This window comes from Streptomyces sp. NPDC031418 (assembly GCF_055581605.1).
In genome coordinates this window covers 31,971-47,949 of the sequence record NZ_JBVIJC010000007.1, presented here as the reverse complement: position 1 = coordinate 47,949, position 15,979 = coordinate 31,971, and the positions used below count along the sequence as shown (strand labels likewise).

General features: G+C 73.1%; 12 protein-coding genes. 3 read left to right on the top strand and 9 right to left on the bottom strand.

What is annotated here, in order from left to right; translation table 11 throughout:
* Window positions 1–112: 112 nt before the first annotated feature.
* Together ACZ5CZ_RS11135 and ACZ5CZ_RS11130 are read left to right on the top strand one after the other, a co-directional pair.
* Entirely contained in the window at window positions 113–835 is a 723-nt protein-coding gene (locus ACZ5CZ_RS11135; RefSeq protein WP_468941504.1) for an MBL fold metallo-hydrolase, read from the top strand.
* A 34-nt stretch (window positions 836–869) separates the two neighbouring features.
* The gene (locus ACZ5CZ_RS11130; protein WP_468941501.1) at window positions 870–1,733 is read left to right on the top strand and encodes a DUF3097 domain-containing protein; all 864 of its coding nucleotides are present in this window, start codon (window positions 870–872) and stop codon (window positions 1,731–1,733) included.
* Between the two features lie 28 nt (window positions 1,734–1,761).
* On the opposite strand, the gene hemW is transcribed toward ACZ5CZ_RS11130, so the two are convergent.
* From hemW to lepA, 4 genes are all read right to left on the bottom strand, one after another.
* Window positions 1,762–2,994 carry a radical SAM family heme chaperone HemW gene (hemW, locus tag ACZ5CZ_RS11125; RefSeq protein ID WP_468941498.1) on the bottom strand — a complete coding sequence of 411 codons (1,233 nt, stop codon included), beginning with the start codon at window positions 2,992–2,994 and terminating at the stop codon, window positions 1,762–1,764.
* Window positions 2,995–3,021: 27 nt separating this feature from the next.
* On the bottom strand, window positions 3,022–4,833 hold the full coding sequence (locus ACZ5CZ_RS11120; protein ID WP_468942082.1) for a SpoIIE family protein phosphatase: 1,812 nt from the start codon (window positions 4,831–4,833) through the stop codon (window positions 3,022–3,024).
* Window positions 4,834–5,000: 167 nt separating this feature from the next.
* Window positions 5,001–6,875: an AMP-dependent synthetase/ligase gene (locus ACZ5CZ_RS11115; protein ID WP_468941495.1), complete on the bottom strand. Its 1,875-nt coding sequence runs from the start codon at window positions 6,873–6,875 to the stop codon at window positions 5,001–5,003.
* Window positions 6,876–7,145: 270 nt separating this feature from the next.
* The gene (gene lepA, locus ACZ5CZ_RS11110) at window positions 7,146–9,020 is read right to left on the bottom strand and encodes a translation elongation factor 4 (protein ID WP_450788033.1); all 1,875 of its coding nucleotides are present in this window, start codon (window positions 9,018–9,020) and stop codon (window positions 7,146–7,148) included.
* A gap of 226 nt (window positions 9,021–9,246) precedes the next feature.
* Here lepA and rpsT point away from each other — a divergent pair, with 226 nt between their 5' ends.
* Window positions 9,247–9,507 (top strand): 30S ribosomal protein S20, encoded by a 261-nt coding sequence (gene rpsT / locus ACZ5CZ_RS11105; RefSeq protein ID WP_208900914.1) that lies wholly within the window; start codon window positions 9,247–9,249, stop codon window positions 9,505–9,507.
* A gap of 504 nt (window positions 9,508–10,011) precedes the next feature.
* On the opposite strand, the gene holA is transcribed toward rpsT, so the two are convergent.
* The 5 genes from holA to ACZ5CZ_RS11080 form a co-directional block, all read right to left on the bottom strand.
* Entirely contained in the window at window positions 10,012–11,001 is a 990-nt protein-coding gene (holA, locus tag ACZ5CZ_RS11100; protein ID WP_468941490.1) for a DNA polymerase III subunit delta, read from the bottom strand.
* Between the two features lie 87 nt (window positions 11,002–11,088).
* Complete coding sequence (locus ACZ5CZ_RS11095; RefSeq protein WP_385844618.1) at window positions 11,089–11,334, bottom strand: hypothetical protein; 246 nt, start codon at window positions 11,332–11,334, stop codon at window positions 11,089–11,091.
* A gap of 42 nt (window positions 11,335–11,376) precedes the next feature.
* Complete coding sequence (locus ACZ5CZ_RS11090; RefSeq protein WP_468942079.1) at window positions 11,377–12,258, bottom strand: YceI family protein; 882 nt, start codon at window positions 12,256–12,258, stop codon at window positions 11,377–11,379.
* Window positions 12,259–12,384: 126 nt separating this feature from the next.
* Entirely contained in the window at window positions 12,385–13,224 is an 840-nt protein-coding gene (locus tag ACZ5CZ_RS11085; RefSeq protein WP_468941486.1) for an arylamine N-acetyltransferase family protein, read from the bottom strand.
* 10 nt (window positions 13,225–13,234) lie between these two features.
* The gene (locus ACZ5CZ_RS11080) at window positions 13,235–15,859 is read right to left on the bottom strand and encodes a ComEC/Rec2 family competence protein (protein ID WP_468941483.1); all 2,625 of its coding nucleotides are present in this window, start codon (window positions 15,857–15,859) and stop codon (window positions 13,235–13,237) included.
* Window positions 15,860–15,979 lie beyond the last annotated feature (120 nt).

The window sequence follows — 15,979 nt, the reverse complement described above, 5'->3', positions numbered from 1 at the left end:
TGGCACTCTTCCCATGTGAGTGCCAGCCTTCCCCGGCCCAGTGTACGGCTGTCGGGTACGGCCTGGGCAAGGTCGGTGCCGTCGGGACCGCTCGTGGAGCTAGCGTCGCGGTATGACGGTGGCTTGGGAAGAGCAGGGCTGGCAGCGGCTGACCGACCGGGTCGGGCGGTGCCGGCTGCCGGGCTGGGACTGTACGGCGGGCCTGGTCCTCGGGGCGGACACGGCGCTGATGGTGGACGCCGGTTCGAGCCTGGCCGAGGGCGCCCGGCTGCACGGCGAGGCGCGGGAACTGGCCGGCCACCGTGTGACCCATCTCGCGCTCACCCATCCCCACTTCGACCACGTCTTCGGCGCTCCCGCGTTCGCCGGGGCCGAGGTGTACGCGGCGGTGGGCATGGACGCGGCCCTGACGCGTGGGCGCGGGGAGCTGCGCGCGGACGCGGTCGGCAACGGCCTGCCGGCCGCCGACGCGGCCGAGGCGGCGGACGCCCTGGCCCCGCCGCGCCACCTGGTCTCCGGCGAGTGGACCCTCGACCTGGGCGGCGGGCACCAGGCGCTGCTGGCCAACGTGGGCCCGGGTCACACCGCGCACGACCTCGTGGTGCTGGTCCCCGGGGCGCCGGAGGTGGTCTTCTGCGGTGACCTGGTCGAGGAGTCCGGCGAGCCCCAGGCGGGCCCGGACGCGGTGCCGTCCCGCTGGCCGGACGCGCTGGACCGGCTGCTCGCCCTGGGCGGTGAGGACGCGCTGTACGTCCCCGGTCACGGAGCGGTGGTGGACGCGGCCTTCGTCCGTCGCCAACGGGACGCCCTGGCGGCCCGCTTCGGCGTGTCGTGAGCATCACCGCAACGCTTCTCCTATCGTCATCCGAATGCGCCCGCCCGTCTCCCGCCACCGCCCCTCCAACGAGGGCCCTTCGGGCCCACACCGCCGTCTGTACTCCGCCGACCTGACCCCTCCGTGGAAGAAGCAGCAGCCCGCGCCGGAGGTGCCGGCCGAGCCCGGTCTGGTGGTGGAGGAGCCCGGCACCGGCTTCTGCGGGGCGGTGATCCGCTGCGAGGCGGGCACGGTCACCCTGGAGGACCGCTTCGGCAAGCACCGGGTGTTCCCGCTGGAGCCGCGCGGCTTCCTGCTGGAGGGCCGGGTGGTGACCCTCGTACGGCCGTCCGCCGCGGCCCCGGTACGGCCTTCCCGTACCGCCTCCGGCTCGGTCGCCGTACCCGGCGCACGCGCGCGCGTGGCCCGCGCCGGGCGCATCTACGTCGAGGGCCGGCACGACGCCGAGCTGGTCGAGAAGGTCTGGGGCGACGACCTGCGCATCGAGGGCGTGGTCGTGGAGTACCTGGAGGGCGTGGACGACCTGCCGTCGATCGTCGCCGACTTCGCCCCCGGCCCGGACGCGCGCCTGGGCGTCCTGGTGGACCACCTGGTGCCGGGCACCAAGGAGTGGCGCATCGCCGAGTCGGTGACGAGCGAGCACGCGCTGGTCGTCGGCCACCCGTACATCGACATCTGGGAGGCGGTGAAGCCATCGTCCCTGGGCATCCCGGGCTGGCCGAAGGTCCCGCACGGCCAGGACTGGAAGACCGGGGTGTGCCGGGCGCTGGGCTGGCCGGCGGAGAACACCGGGGCGGTGTGGCAGGCGATCCTGAAGCGGGTGGGTTCCTACAAGGACCTGGAACCGGAGCTGCTGGGGTGCGTCGAGCGCCTCATCGACCATGTGACCGTGGGCTGAGCGGCGCACCGACCCCCGGGCCGGGCGGTCAGTCCACCAGGTCCCTGACCACCGCGTCCGCCAGCAGCCGTCCACGCAGCGTCAGTACGGCCCGCCCGGCGTCGTACGGCCCCTGCTGGAGGAGTCCGTCCGCCAGCGCCCGCCGGGAGGCCGCGAGGCCCTCGTGCTTCAGCAGCGCCAGCGGCACGCCCTCGCGCAGCCGCAGTTCCAGCAGGATCCGCTCCACCCGCCGGTCCTCGTCCGACAGGACCTCGCGCCCCGCGCCCGGTGACCGGCCGGCGGCCAGGGCCGCCGCGTACGCCCCCGGGTGCTTGACGTTCCACCAGCGCACCCCGCCCACGTGCGAGTGCGCGCCGGGACCGGCGCCCCACCAGTCGGCGCCCCGCCAGTACAGCTCGTTGTGCAGACAGCGGGCCGCCTCGGAGGTGGCCCAGTTGGAGACCTCGTACCAGTCGAAGCCCGCCCCGGACAGGATCTCCTCGGCGATCAGATAGCGGTCGGCGTGCACGTCGTCGTCGGTCGCCGGGATCTCGCCCCGGCGGATCCGGCGGGCCAGCTGGGTGCCCTCCTCCACGATGAGCGCGTACGCGCTGACGTGGTCCGGGCCCGCGCCCAGGGCGGCCTCCAGCGAGGCCCGCCAGTCCTCGTCGCTCTCCCCCGGTGTGCCGTAGATCAGATCGAGGTTGACGTGCGCGAAGCCCGCCGCACGCGCCTCCGCCACACAGGCCTCGGGGCGGCCGGGGGTGTGGGTGCGGTCCAGCACCTTCAGCACGTGCTGCCGCGCGCTCTGCATGCCGAAGGAGATCCGGTTGAAGCCGCCCTCCCGCAGGGCCGACAGATACCCGGGGTCGACCGACTCCGGGTTCGCCTCGGTCGTGATCTCCGCGTCCGCCGCCAGCCCGAACTCGTCCCGGATCGCGCCCAGCATGCGGACCAGGTCGCCGGCGGCCAGCAGGGTGGGCGTACCGCCGCCGACGAAGACCGTGCGGACCTCGCGCGGGTCGTCGCCGAGCACCTTGCGGGCCAGCCGGATCTCGTCGATCAGCGTGTCGGCGTAGTTGTCGCGGGAGGCGAGCACACCTGCGGTGCCGCGCAGCTCGGTCGCGGTGTAGGTGTTGAAGTCGCAGTAGCCGCAGCGGGTGGCGCAGTAGGGGACGTGCAGATAGAAGCCGAGCGGGCGGTCTGCGGCCCCGGCGAGCGCGGACGCGGGCAGCGCGCCGTCGGCGGGGACGGGCTCGCCGTCGGGGAGTGCGGAAGGCATGTCTTCCATTGTCCAGCACCCGGGCGGTCACTCCGCCTGGAGCACCAGCAGGGCGAGGTCGTCCTCGGGCAGAGTGCCCTCGCCGAAGTCGTGCACCAGGCGGCGGATCCTTTCGGCGATCTGCTCCGCGCCGAGCCCGGCGCAGCCGGAGAGGGCCGTGGCCAGCCCGTCTTTGTCGTCGAACTGGCGGGAGCCGCAGCGGCGCTCGGTCACCCCGTCGGTGACGCACAGCAGGCTGTCGCCGGGCCGCAGGTCGAGGGTCTCGCTGGTGTAGGTCTCGTCCTCGACCACACCGAGCAGGGTCTGCGGCCGGGCGACGGTGCGCACGGTGCCGTCGGGGCCGAGGACGAGGGGCAGCGGATGGCCCGCGGAGGCGAGGGTGCAGCGGACCCCGCCGTCGTACGGGGTCAGCTCGCCGTAGAGCAGGGACAGGAAGCGGGTCTGGGTGCCGTCGCCGCCCAGCAGGGTGTGGCCGCCGGCGGCGACCAGGGCGCGGGCGGCGGCGTCGGCGGCCTCCGTGGCGTCGTCCAGCAGGAGCTGGTTGAGCCGGTCGAGGACGTCGGCGACCCGGTAGCCCTCGCGGGCGAGGAGCCTGAGCCAGGGCCGGGCGAGGCCGATGACGACGGCCGCCTCCGGGCCCTTGCCCTGGACGTCGCCGACGGCGAAGCACCAGCGGCCGTCGCCGGCCGGGAACAGGTCGTAGAAGTCGCCGCTGGGGCCGCCCTTGTCGCAGGGCTCGTAGACCAGGGCGCTGCGCAGCCCGGGGATCTCGGCGACCGCGCCGGGCAGCAGGCCGCGCTGGAGGACGGCGCTGATGGTGGCCTGGCGGGCGTACTGGCGGGCGGCGCCGATGGCGAGGGCGACCCGGCGGCTGAGGTCCTCCACGAGCCCGGTGACCTCGTCCGGGAAGCCGGCCGGGCCGCACCGGCCGATGACCAGCGTGCCCAGCGGGCGGCCGCCGGCGATCAGCCGGTAGGCGAGGGCGGTGCCGTGCGGGCCGAGCGCGGCGGCGGGCCAGGGGTACGGCTCCGGGCCGGACCTGAGCCCGTCCAGGGGCTGGGGCGGCTCCTTCTCCAGGGCGCGGTGCAGCTCCTCGATGCGGTCCTCGCTCGCGTGCCAGACCCGGGCGGGGCCGCCGCCGTCGCGGGCGCGTGCGGTCGCCTCGTCCTCCAGCCAGACCGCGCACCAGTCGGCCAGCCGGGGCACCACCAGCTGGCCGGTGAGCGCGGCGACCAGGTTCTCGTCCAGCTGCCCGGCGAGCAGGTCGGAGGCCTCGGCCAGGAAGGACAGCGCGCCCCGGCCGAGCCAGTCCCGGTCGCGTCCGGCGCCGTAGGCCTGCGGGGCGAGGACCTCGGCGATCTCCAGGGCCGGTTCCGGTCCGGGCCCCTCGGCCGTCTTGCCGCCGGCGGGCAGCCGCGCCCACACCGTCTTGGCGCCGGTGCGGTAGGTGACGCCCCAGGAGTCGGCGAGGGTGCCGACCAGCCGGAGGCCGCGTCCGTACTCCGGTGCCTCGTACGGCGGGGCGCCGGCGGTGTTGTCGCGCGGGGCGCGGGAGGGGTGCCGGTCGTGCACCTCGACCACGAAGGCGCCGGTGTCCTCCAGCCGCCAGTCCACCTCCACATCGGTGCCGGCGTGCACGACGGCGTTGGTGACCAGCTCGCTGACGACCGCCATCGCGTCGTCCAGCAGCCGTGGCGCGAGCCCGGGCACCTCGGCCAGCGCCGAGCGCACCAGGGCCCGGGCGGTCCCGGGGGCGAGCGGGCTGCCGGTCAGGGTGGCCCGGCCGCGCACCTTAGGCGCGTGGGCCGCACTCTCCCGCTGCGTGGGTATGGCCGCCATGTCCATGCGGCCAGGGTGACAGAGCGGTGGCACTCATAAGCGCCGAGTTACCGAAGTGGGCAGAAGAGGGCGCGTTTTGAACGCACGCGAGCACAATCACCCACCGGGCGCCGGGAACCGCGGGCCGCCACCTCCGACCCGCGGTTCTCCCTCGCCGGACCGGCCCCCTACTTCTCCCGGGTCCCGGCGTACATCTCGTCGATCAGGTGCCTGTACTCCCGCTCGACCACGGGCCGCTTCAGCTTCAGGCTCGGCGTGATCTCGCCGTGCTCCACGTCGAGGTCCCGCGGCAGCAGCCGGAACTTCTTGATCGTCTGCCACTTCTGGAGCCCGGCGTTGAGCTGCTGCACATAGCCGTCGACCATCTCGACCGTCTGCGGGGCGGCGACGATCTCCGCGTACGCCCTGCCCTCCAGGCCGTTCTCCTTCGCCCAGTCCAGGATCGCGAGCTCGTCCAGGGCGATCAGGGCGGTGCAGTAGTTCCGGTCGGCGCCGTGCACCAGGATGTTGGAGACGTACGGGCAGATGCCCTTGAACTGGCCCTCGACCTCGGCGGGTGCGACGTACTTGCCGCCGGAGGTCTTGATCAGGTCCTTCTTGCGGTCGGTGATGCGCAGATAGCCGTCGGGCGACAGCTCGCCGATGTCGCCGGTGTGGAACCAGCCGTCGGACTCCAGCACCTCCGCGGTCTTCTCGGGCAGCTTGTGGTAGCCCTGCATGACACCGGGGCCGCGCAGCAGGATCTCGCCGTCGTCGGCGATCCGGACCTCCGTGCCGGGCAGCGGCTTGCCGACCGTGCCGGTGCGGTAGGCCTCGCCGGGGTTGACGAAGGAGGCGGCGGAGGACTCGGTGAGGCCGTAGCCCTCCAGGATGTGGATGCCGGCGCCGGCGAAGAAGTAGCCGATCTCCGGTGCGAGCGCGGAGGCGCCGGAGACACAGGCGCGCAGCCGGCCGCCGAAGGCCTCGCGGAGCTTGGCGAAGACGAGGGTGTCGGCGACCTTGTGCTTGGCGGCGAGCCCGAACGGCACACTGCGGTTGCCGGTGCGGCGGAAGTTGTCCTGGCTGACCTTGGCGTACTCGCGGGAGACCTCGGCCGCCCACTGGAAGATCCGGTACTTGGCCGGTCCGCCCTCGCGGGCCTTGGCCGCGACGCCGTTGTAGACCTTCTCGAAGATCCGCGGCACGGCCGCCATGTACGTCGGCCGCACCACCGGCAGATTCTCGATGATCTTGTCGACCCGGCCGTCCACGGCGGTGACGTGCCCGACCTCGATCTGGCCGGAGGTGAGCACCTTGCCGAAGACGTGCGCCAGCGGCAGCCACAGGTACTGCACGTCCTCGTCGCTGATCAGACCGGTCGCGGCGATCGCCTTCGCCATGTACGCCCAGTTGTCGTGCGGGAGCCTGACGCCCTTGGGGCGGCCGGTGGTGCCGGAGGTGTAGATGAGGGTGGCGAGCTGCTCCTTGGTGAGCGCGCCGACCCGCTCCTTGATCAGCTCGGGGTGCGTCTCCAGATAGGCGGCGCCACGCTTCTGGAGCTCGTCGAGGGTGGTCACCCAGTCGCCGGTCTCCACCCCGGCCGGGTCGATGACCACGACCTTGATCAGATCGGGCAGCTCCGCGCGCTTCTCCAGCGCCTTGGCGAGCTGGCCGGCGTCCTCGGCGATCAGCACCCGGCTCTCGGAGTCGGAGAGGATGAACGCGGACTCGTCGGCGTTGGTCTGCGGGTAGATCGTGGTCGTCGCCCCGCCGGCGCACATGATGCCGAGGTCGGCGAGGATCCAATCCACCCGGGTGGAGGAGGCGAGCGCCACGCGCTGCTCGGGCTCCAGCCCGAGTTCGATCAGGCCGGCCGCGATGGCGTAGACCTGCTCGGCCGCCTCGGCCCAGCTCAGCGACTTCCAGTCGTCGGGGCCCTCGCCCGAGGCGGGCGGGACGGGGTAGCGGTAGGCCTCGGCGTCCGGTGTGGCCGCCACGCGGTCCAGGAAGAGGGCCGCCACGGAGGGCGGACGGTTCTCGATCAGGGTCTGTGCGTCGCTCACGACATCCTCCGGGGCCCGCGACAGTGCGGCTGACTCGGTGCGGCTGGGTTTACTCACGGTGGGGGTACGGGCTCTTGTTTAACTCGCGAGTAACTATCGAGCAGGCATCAGAGTAAGGGGCGACCGGCCGCTGCGTAAGGGGCATCGGGCTGTCACTTTCCACGCAGAGCAAGGCTACGCACGCACCGGGGCCCGCCGCGCTTTCACACGACGGGCCCCCTTGTGCCCTTTTTACGGAGCCGGTTCGGCGTAACCGAGTGTTACCAGCGGTTACTTCTTGCCCTTGGCCGACCCCGCGCTGTCATCGCTCGACAGGACGGCGATGAAGGCTTCCTGCGGAACCTCCACGGAACCCACCATCTTCATCCGCTTCTTGCCTTCCTTCTGCTTCTCCAGCAGCTTCCGCTTACGGGAGATGTCACCGCCGTAGCACTTGGCGAGGACGTCCTTGCGGATGGCGCGGATGGTCTCGCGGGCGATCACCCGGGAGCCGATGGCGGCCTGCACCGGCACCTCGAAGGCCTGCCGCGGGATCAGCTCCTTGAGCTTGGCGACGAGCCGCACGCCGTACGCGTAGGCCTGGTCCTTGTGGGTGATCGCGGAGAACGCGTCCACCTTGTCGCCGTGCAGCAGGATGTCGACCTTGACCAGGGAGCTGGTCTGCTCGCCGGTGGGTTCGTAGTCCAGCGAGGCGTAGCCGCGGGTCTTGGACTTCAGCTGGTCGAAGAAGTCGAAGACGATCTCCGCGAGCGGCAGCGTGTAGCGGATCTCGACGCGGTCCTCCGACAGGTAGTCCATGCCGAGCAGGGTGCCGCGCCGGGTCTGGCACAGCTCCATGATCGAGCCGATGAACTCGGTGGGCGCGAGGATGGTGGCCCGCACGACCGGTTCGAAGACCTCGTTGATCTTGCCCTCGGGGAACTCGCTCGGGTTGGTGACCGTGTGCTCGCTGCCGTCCTCCATGACCACGCGGTAGACCACGTTGGGGGCGGTGGCGATCAGGTCGAGACCGAACTCGCGCTCCAGCCGCTCCCGGATCACGTCCAGGTGCAGCAGGCCGAGGAAGCCGACGCGGAAACCGAAGCCGAGGGCGGCGGAGGTCTCCGGCTCGTAGACCAGCGCGGCGTCGTTGAGCTGGAGCTTGTCCAGGGCCTCGCGCAGCTCCGGGTAGTCGGAGCCGTCGAGCGGATACAGACCGGAGAAGACCATGGGCTTCGGGTCCTTGTACCCGCCGAGCGCCTCCGTCGCCCCCTTGCTCTGGCTGGTGACGGTGTCACCGACCTTGGACTGCCGGACGTCCTTCACACCGGTGATGAGATAGCCCACCTCGCCGACGCCGAGGCCGTCGGCCGGCAGCATCTCGGGCGAGCTGACGCCGATCTCCAGCAGCTCGTGCGTGGCGCCGGTGGACATCATCCTGATGCGCTCACGCTTGTTGAGCTGGCCGTCGATGACACGGACGTACGTCACGACACCGCGGTAGGAGTCGTAGACCGAGTCGAAGATCATCGCGCGGGCGGGCGCGTCGGCCACGCCGACCGGCGCCGGGATCTCCTTGACGACCTTGTTCAGCAGCGCGTCGACACCGAGACCGGTCTTGGCGGAGACCTTGAGGACGTCGTCCGGGTCGCAGCCGACCAGGTTGGCCAGCTCCTCCGCGAACTTCTCCGGCTGGGCCGCGGGAAGGTCGATCTTGTTCAGTACGGGGATGATCGTGAGGTCGTTCTCCATCGCCAGGTAGAGGTTGGCGAGGGTCTGCGCCTCGATGCCCTGGGCGGCGTCGACCAGGAGGATGGTCCCCTCGCAGGCGGCCAGCGACCGCGAGACCTCGTAGGTGAAGTCGACGTGCCCCGGGGTGTCGATCATGTTGAGGATGTGCGTCGTGCCCTGGTCCGGGCCCTCGGTCGGGGCCCAGGGCAGACGCACCGCCTGGGACTTGATCGTGATGCCACGCTCGCGCTCGATGTCCATCCGGTCGAGGTACTGAGCACGCATCTGCCGCTGCTCGACCACACCGGTCAGCTGGAGCATCCGGTCGGCGAGCGTGGACTTGCCGTGGTCGATGTGCGCGATGATGCAGAAGTTGCGGATCAGAGCCGGGTCGGTACGGCTCGGCTCGGGCACATGGTTAGGGGTCGCGGGCACGCAGGGTCCTGTCTCTTGAGGCGCCTTATGCCTCGGGTCGGATCGATACGTAGTCTCCATGGTCCCACGCGAAGGGACCGGCGGCCGTTTTGGGCCGGTCGCAGGGCCACTGGTACTGTAGATGGCTGTGCCTCATGCCCTCTCAGCGCGAGGCGCGTCAGAAAATTTATGGATCACCGGTTCGGGACCCGAGCGGCCCCGCGCCTGAACCTGAAAAGGCTCCTTCGTGGCGAACATCAAGTCCCAGATCAAGCGGATCAAGACCAACGAGAAGGCTCGGCTGCGCAACAAGGCCGTCAAGTCCTCCCTGAAGACCGCGATCCGCAAGGCCCGCGAGGCCGCTGCCGCGGGTGACGTCGAGAAGGCCACCGAGCTGCAGCGCGCTGCTGCGCGTGCGCTCGACAAGGCCGTCTCGAAGGGCGTCATCCACAAGAACCAGGCCGCCAACAAGAAGTCGGCGCTTGCTTCCAAGGTCGCGTCTCTCTGAGGTTCAGCCTCCTTCTGATCTGACCGCCGGAAGGACCCCGAGCGGGCCCTCTCTCATCCGCTCCCGTCCGGCACCCCGGATCCGTACGCGGCCTGCGTTCGCCACGCGGGTGCGGATCCACCAGCTTGAGCCCAAGGCCTCGGCGCTCTCCCTTCCCCAGGGCGAGCACCGGGGCCTTTGGCGTGCGGTCCGGGTTCGGCGTGCGTGCGGCGCTGGCATGCGTGCGGCGCTGGCATGCGTCCGGGGTTGGCATGCGCCGCCCGGCGGCTGCCAGGGGCCGGCTTCTCGCGCCCGGGAGTGCGGGGCCGGCGGGAGTGCGCGGCCGGCCGGCGGCCGAGTGGCTGTCCGCGGCCGGGGGCTGTCCGCGGCCGGGGGCTGTCCGCGGCCGGGGGCCGTGCGCGGCCGGGGGCCGTGCGCGGCCGGGTGCTGTCCGCGGCCGGGGGCGGCTGTCCGCGGCCGGGGGGCCGTGCGCGGCCGGGCGCTGTCCGCGGCCGCGCCGAGTGGCTAGCCGCGGCCCCGTGAGCGGGCGGCTCGCGCCACCGTCACCACGGCCTTCTCCAGGGCGTACTCGGGGTCGTCCCCGCCTCCCTTCACTCCCGCGTCGGCCTCGGCGACAGCTCTGAGCGCCACGGCGACCCCGTCCGGGGTCCACCCCCGCATCTGCTGCCGCACCCGGTCGATCTTCCAGGGCGGCATGCCCAGCTCCCGGGCGAGATCGGCCGGCCGGCCGCCCCGCGCGGACGACAGCTTCCCGATGGCCCGCACCCCCTGGGCCAGCGCGCTGGTGATCATCACCGGCGCCACTCCGGTGGCCAGCGACCAGCGCAGCGCCTCCAGGGCCTCCGCCGTGCGCCCCTCCACCGCCCGGTCGGCGACCGTGAAGCTGGACGCCTCGGCCCGCCCGGTGTAGTAGCGCCCGACGACCGCCTCGTCGACCGTGCCCTCCACGTCGGCGACCAGCTGGGAGACCGCCGCGGCCAGCTCCCGCAGATCACTGCCGATGGCGTCGCACAACGCCTGGCAGGCCTCCGGCGTCGCCGACCGTCCCGCCGCCCGGAACTCCTGCCGGACGAAGGCCAGTCGGTCCGCCGGCTTGGTCATCTTGGGGCAGGCCACCTCGCGGGCGCCCGCCTTGCGTGCCGCGTCCAGCAGCCCCTTGCCCTTGGCGCCGCCCGCGTGCAGCACCACGAGGGTGATCTCCTCGGCGGGGGAACCGAGATACGCCTTCACATCCTTGATCGTGTCGGCGGAAAGATCCTGCGCGTTGCGTACGACCACGACTTTGCGCTCCGCGAAGAGCGAGGGACTGGTCAGCTCGGCGAGCGTGCCGGGCTGCAACTGGTCCGGGGTGAGGTCGCGTACGTCCGTGTCGGCGTCGGCGGCCCTGGCGGCAGCCACCACCTCCCGCACGGCACGGTCGAGCAGGAGGTCCTCCTGGCCCACGGCGAGTGTCACCGGGGCGAGAGGGTCGTCATTCGCAGTCTTCCTGGCCATCGTCTACAGCATCCCACGCGGCACCGACATCGAAGCGGCTCGCTCACCCTGACCGGTCCCGGAGCGCACCCCGAGCGCGTCTCGGGGTCACGGCTCCTCGCGCCAGCCGTCCCACTCGCCGGCGAACGCGTCCAACTCCTCCGGGTCCAGCCGCTCGCCCTCGTCCCGCAGCACGACCAGCCACTGGGCGTCCTCGGCGTCGTCCTCCCCGGCCAGGGCGTCCCGGACGATCCGGGGCTCCTCGTCGACGCCGAACCGCTCGGCGAGCACCTCGGCCACCTCCTTTGCCGCGTCCCGGTCGGGCAGCACCAGCACATGTCGCACATCGTTCACGCGCCCCATTCTGCGACACCGCTCCGGACGCGAAGGGGCAGGTCAGCCCCTGGGCACGACCTGCACGTCGAGGTCGACCCGAATGCTCGGACCGACCGCCGCGATGCCGCGCGCCAGCATGGACTGCCAGCTGACCGTGAAGTCGTCCCGGTGCAGTTCAGTGGTGGCGCGGCAGGCGGCCCGCGCCTCGCCCTGCATGCCGCTGCCGAGCCCGAGGTACTCGGTGTCGAGCGTCACGGTCCGGGTCACCCCGTGCAGCGACAGCGCCCCGACGACCGCCCACCGGCTGCCGCCCTTGTGCACAAAACGCTCGCTGTAGAACTCCAGCGTGGGAAAGCGCCGCACGTCCAGGAAGTCCGCGGACCGCAGATGGTCGTCGCGCATCCGCACCCCGGTGTCGATGGACGCCGCGTCGATCACGACATGCATCGCCGACCGCTCCACCCGGTCGCCGATCCGCACCACGCCGGCGAAGGAGTTGAACCGTCCGTGGATCCGGGCCAGCCCGATGTGCCGGGCGGTGAACCCGATCGAGGAGTGCAGCGGCTCGATCTCCCAGTCGCCCGGCGCCGGCGGCTGGGGCGGCTGCGCGACCTGGAGGGTCACATCGCCCAGCGGGGCGAGGGAGTTCTCGCCGACCAGCGCGGGGGCGCGGTAGGGCAGGTAGCCCTCGGCGGACACGGCGAGCCGGTACTCCCCCGCCGGCACCGTCACCAGGAACGCCCCGTACGGATCCGTGCCGCCGCTCACCACCGTGCGCCCCGTGAGGTCGCTGACCGCGAACTCCGCGCCCACCACCGGCTCGTTGACCGGGTCGACCACCCGACAGCTGAGCACCCCGGCGTCGGGCGGCGTCCGAACCGCCGCCAGCGGACCGGTCGGTTGCACTCGGTTCGTCCGGTTTCCCAGCCAGCGGCCGACCATCCACGACACCCCTGTACGCCTCGACACCACCCGTTGCCGAAGGTTCATTCGATCACTGACGCGGCTTTCGAGGCAACACGGACCCACATCGTGGGAATCCGGCATATGCGCCGGGCCTGGGCCGAATTAAGAGGTACGGTTCCGGTTTCTCACCGTCGGCACACGGTCCAGCTCGATCCCGAACCGCTCCCGGTACACGGCCAGCACCTCCGTGTCCGTCTCCCACTCCCGTGTCGTGCGCGTACCGTCGGCGGCCGTCGTCGTCAGCGTGCGTCCGCCGAGCGTGATCCTCCCCCCGTCCTCGGTGACCCGTGAGCAGACCAGCGAGCGGGTGAAGTGCGACAGCGGCGAGGTGCTGTGCCACCAGGCACCGGCCGCGAAGTCCGCGAGCGCCCGGGGCCGCGTCTCCAGCCGGTACTGCGCCCTGCCGTCGCGTACGACGTCCAGGTCACCGTCCTCCCCCGAGTCACCGCCACCGCGCGTCCCGGCCGCGTCCGCACCGGCCGCCACCACCTGGAACACCCCGCCCGGGTCGGTCTGTTCGCCGCGCTCCCGGTAGGCCAGCGGATAGTGGCTGTGCGCCCCGAACCCGACGTCGGCGAGCCGGTCCTCGCCGTCCGCCGTCCGTACCCGCAGCGCGAGATGGTCGTACGGGATCCCGAGCCGCCCCTCCTCGCCGTACACCCGCGCGGCGAGCAGGTCGACCTCGTAGCCGAGGGCCGTGAGCAACGCGCCGAACGCGCCGTTCAGTTCGTAGCAGAAGCCGCCACGCCGCCTGTCGGTGATCTTCTCCAGCAACCGGTCCTCCGCCAGTTCGATCTCCTCACCGAGGTGAACCGAGAGGTTCTCGAAGGGAACCGTCCGCAGATGGCACAGATGCAGCTCCCGCAGAGCCGCTCCGGTGGGCCGTGGCGGGCGGGAGGCACCGATCCGGTGGAGATAGGCATCGACCTGGCGTGAGTTCATACCCCCAGTCTCAGCCCCGCACCACCCGCACCTCCCCTCCCGCCCCCGACGGACCGCCGACCGCGAGGGCACCGTCCTGGTCGGTGCGGAGCACCCTCGCTCCTGCGGCCCGTAGTGCGGCCACGGTCGAGGGGGCCGGGTGGCCGTAGGGGTTGCCGGTTCCGCAGCTGATGAGGGCCAGGCGGGGGGCGGCCAGCCCGAGGAGCCGCGGATCCTGGTACGCCGAGCCGTGATGGGCCACTTTCAGGACGTCCACCCCGGCCAGCTCGGCCGCTTCCGGGGAGTTCAGCAGGGCCTCCTGGGCCGGGGGTTCGAGGTCGCCGAGCAGGAGCAGCCGCAGTCCGCCGGTGCGGACGAGCAGCGCCACGCTGGCGTCGTTGGGACCGTCCGGTTCCGGGACGGCGCCCGGCCAGGACGGCGGTAGCCATGGGCCTGTCGGCGACCCGGTGCCCGGCGGCGGCCACAGGACCCGCCAGGCGAGCGGGCCGGTGCGCCCCTCCTCCCCCGTCGCCGCCCGGGTGACCGGGATGTGCCGGGCGGCCGCCTCCCTGCGGACGAACTCGGCCTCGTCCGCGGGTTCGGCGAGCCCCGTGGTCTCGATGGCGGCGACCGAGCGGCCCCGCAGCACCCCGGGCAGCCCCGTCACATGGTCGGCGTGGAAGTGGGTGAGGACGAGGAGCGGGATGCGGGTGATGCCGAGCCGGCGCAGACAGCGGTCCACGGCCGCGGGATCGGGTCCGGCGTCCACCACCACTCCGGCTCCGTCGCCCGCCGCCAGCACCGTCGCGTCGCCCTGCCCGACGTCGCACATCGCGAACCGCCAGCCGGGCGGCGGCCAGCCCGTGATCACCCGGGTCAGCGGCACCGGCCGGACCACCACCAGCACGAGCACCAGCCCGAGCAGCCCGCACCACCACGGGTGCCGGAGCAGACGCCGCCCGGCCAGCACAACCGCCCCGGAGACCACCGCCAGCAACAGCGCCCCGGCCCAGCTCCCCGGCCAGTCCACCCCGGCGCCCGCAAGCGCCGCTCCGCTGCGCGCCACCCCGGCGATCCAGCCGGCGGGCCAACCCGCGCCCCAGGCCAGCGCCTTGGCCACGGGCATCGCCACCGGCGCCAGCCCGAGCGCCGCGAACCCCAGCACCGTGGCCGGTGCCACCGCCATCTCGGCCAGCAGATTGCACGGCACCGCCACCAGGCTCACCCGGGCCGACAGCACCGCCACGACCGGCGCGCACACCAGCTGCGCGGCGGCGGCCGCCGCGAGCGCCTCGGCGAGCCGCGGCGGCACCCGGCGCCGGCGCAGCGCCTCGCACCAGCCCGGCGCCAGGACCAGCAGCGCCCCGGTGGCCAGCACGGAGAGCAGGAAGCCGTAACTCCGGGCCAGCGACGGGTCGTACAGCACCAGCAGCAGGACGGCCGCCGCCAGCGCCGGGACCAGGGATCTGCGGCGACCGGTGGCCAGGGCCAGCAGGGCGACCACCCCGCAGGCGGCGGCCCGCAGCACGCTGGGGTCGGGGCGGCACACGATCACGAACCCCAGCGTGAGTCCCCCGGCGAGCACGGCGGTCGTCCGCAGGGAGAGGCCGAGGCGCGGGGCCAGACCGCGGCGCTCGGCCAGCCGGGCCAGGCCGGGCGGCCCGACGAGCAGGGCGAGCAGGACGGTGAGGTTGCTGCCGGAGACGGCGAGGGTGTGCGCCAGGTCCGTCTCCTCGAAGGCCGCCTCCAGCTCCGGTGTGATCCCCGAGGTGTCCCCGACGACGAGCCCGGGAAGCAGCGCCCGCGCATCCCCCGGTAGGCCGTCCGTGGCCTCCCGCAGCCCGGCCCTGAGACGCCCGGCGAGCCGCTGCGGCCCGCTCGGTCCCGCCACGATCCGTGGCCCCGGTCGGCCGCGCACCCGCAGCACGGCGGCGGTGCGGTCACCGCCCGCCAGAGCCGGCGCCAGCCGCCCGGTGACCCGCAGCCGCGTGGACGGCAGCACCCCCAGCCACCCGGCACGTCCGCGCTGCACGCCCGGTCCGGCCGGACCCGCCGGCCACCCGGAACTCCGCCCGTCTGTTCCCTCCGGCACCTCCCGGCCGCCGCTCCGCGTCGGTGCCGGGACGCCTCCGTCGACGACCAACAGCACCGGACTCCGGGTCCGCGTCCTCCTTCCGTCCCTTTCCTCGACACACAGCACCTCGGCCCGGGCCAGCACCGCGACCGGTGCCGTGTGGTCGCCGCGCACCCGGGGCCTGCTCAGCCAGGGGTCGCCGCTCACCTCGACCTCCGCGGTCACGGTCGCGAACCGCCGGGCCAGCTCCGGCACCGGCCCACGCCGTACGTCCGCCCCGTGCAGCCCGGCGGAGGCGGCAGCGGCGGCGGCGCAGAGCAGCACCGCCGCGGCCGAGGTCCGGGCCCAGGCGAGCCGCCCCCGTGCCCTCGGCGCCGCTTCCGCCCTGTGGCCGTACCGGGCAGCTCCCCTCTGGCCGGGCCGGGCGGCTCCCCCTTGTCCGATGTGCCGCGTCGCCAGCAGCACGGCTCCGCCGATCAGACAGCCAGCCACGATCCCGGCGGTCCAGCCCGCCGGCGCGTCCAGCGTCAGGGCCGCCGTCAGCCAGGCTGCGAGTGCGGGCGGCACCAGGCGCAGATCCATGGGGCCCGCCGGATCGCCGTCCACCGGCCTGCGCCGCTCGTCGTCCGCCGGCCTACGTGGCTTATGGCCGCCGTCCACCGGCCCGCGTGGCTCATGTCCGGCGCCCGCGGTGCCCCGCGA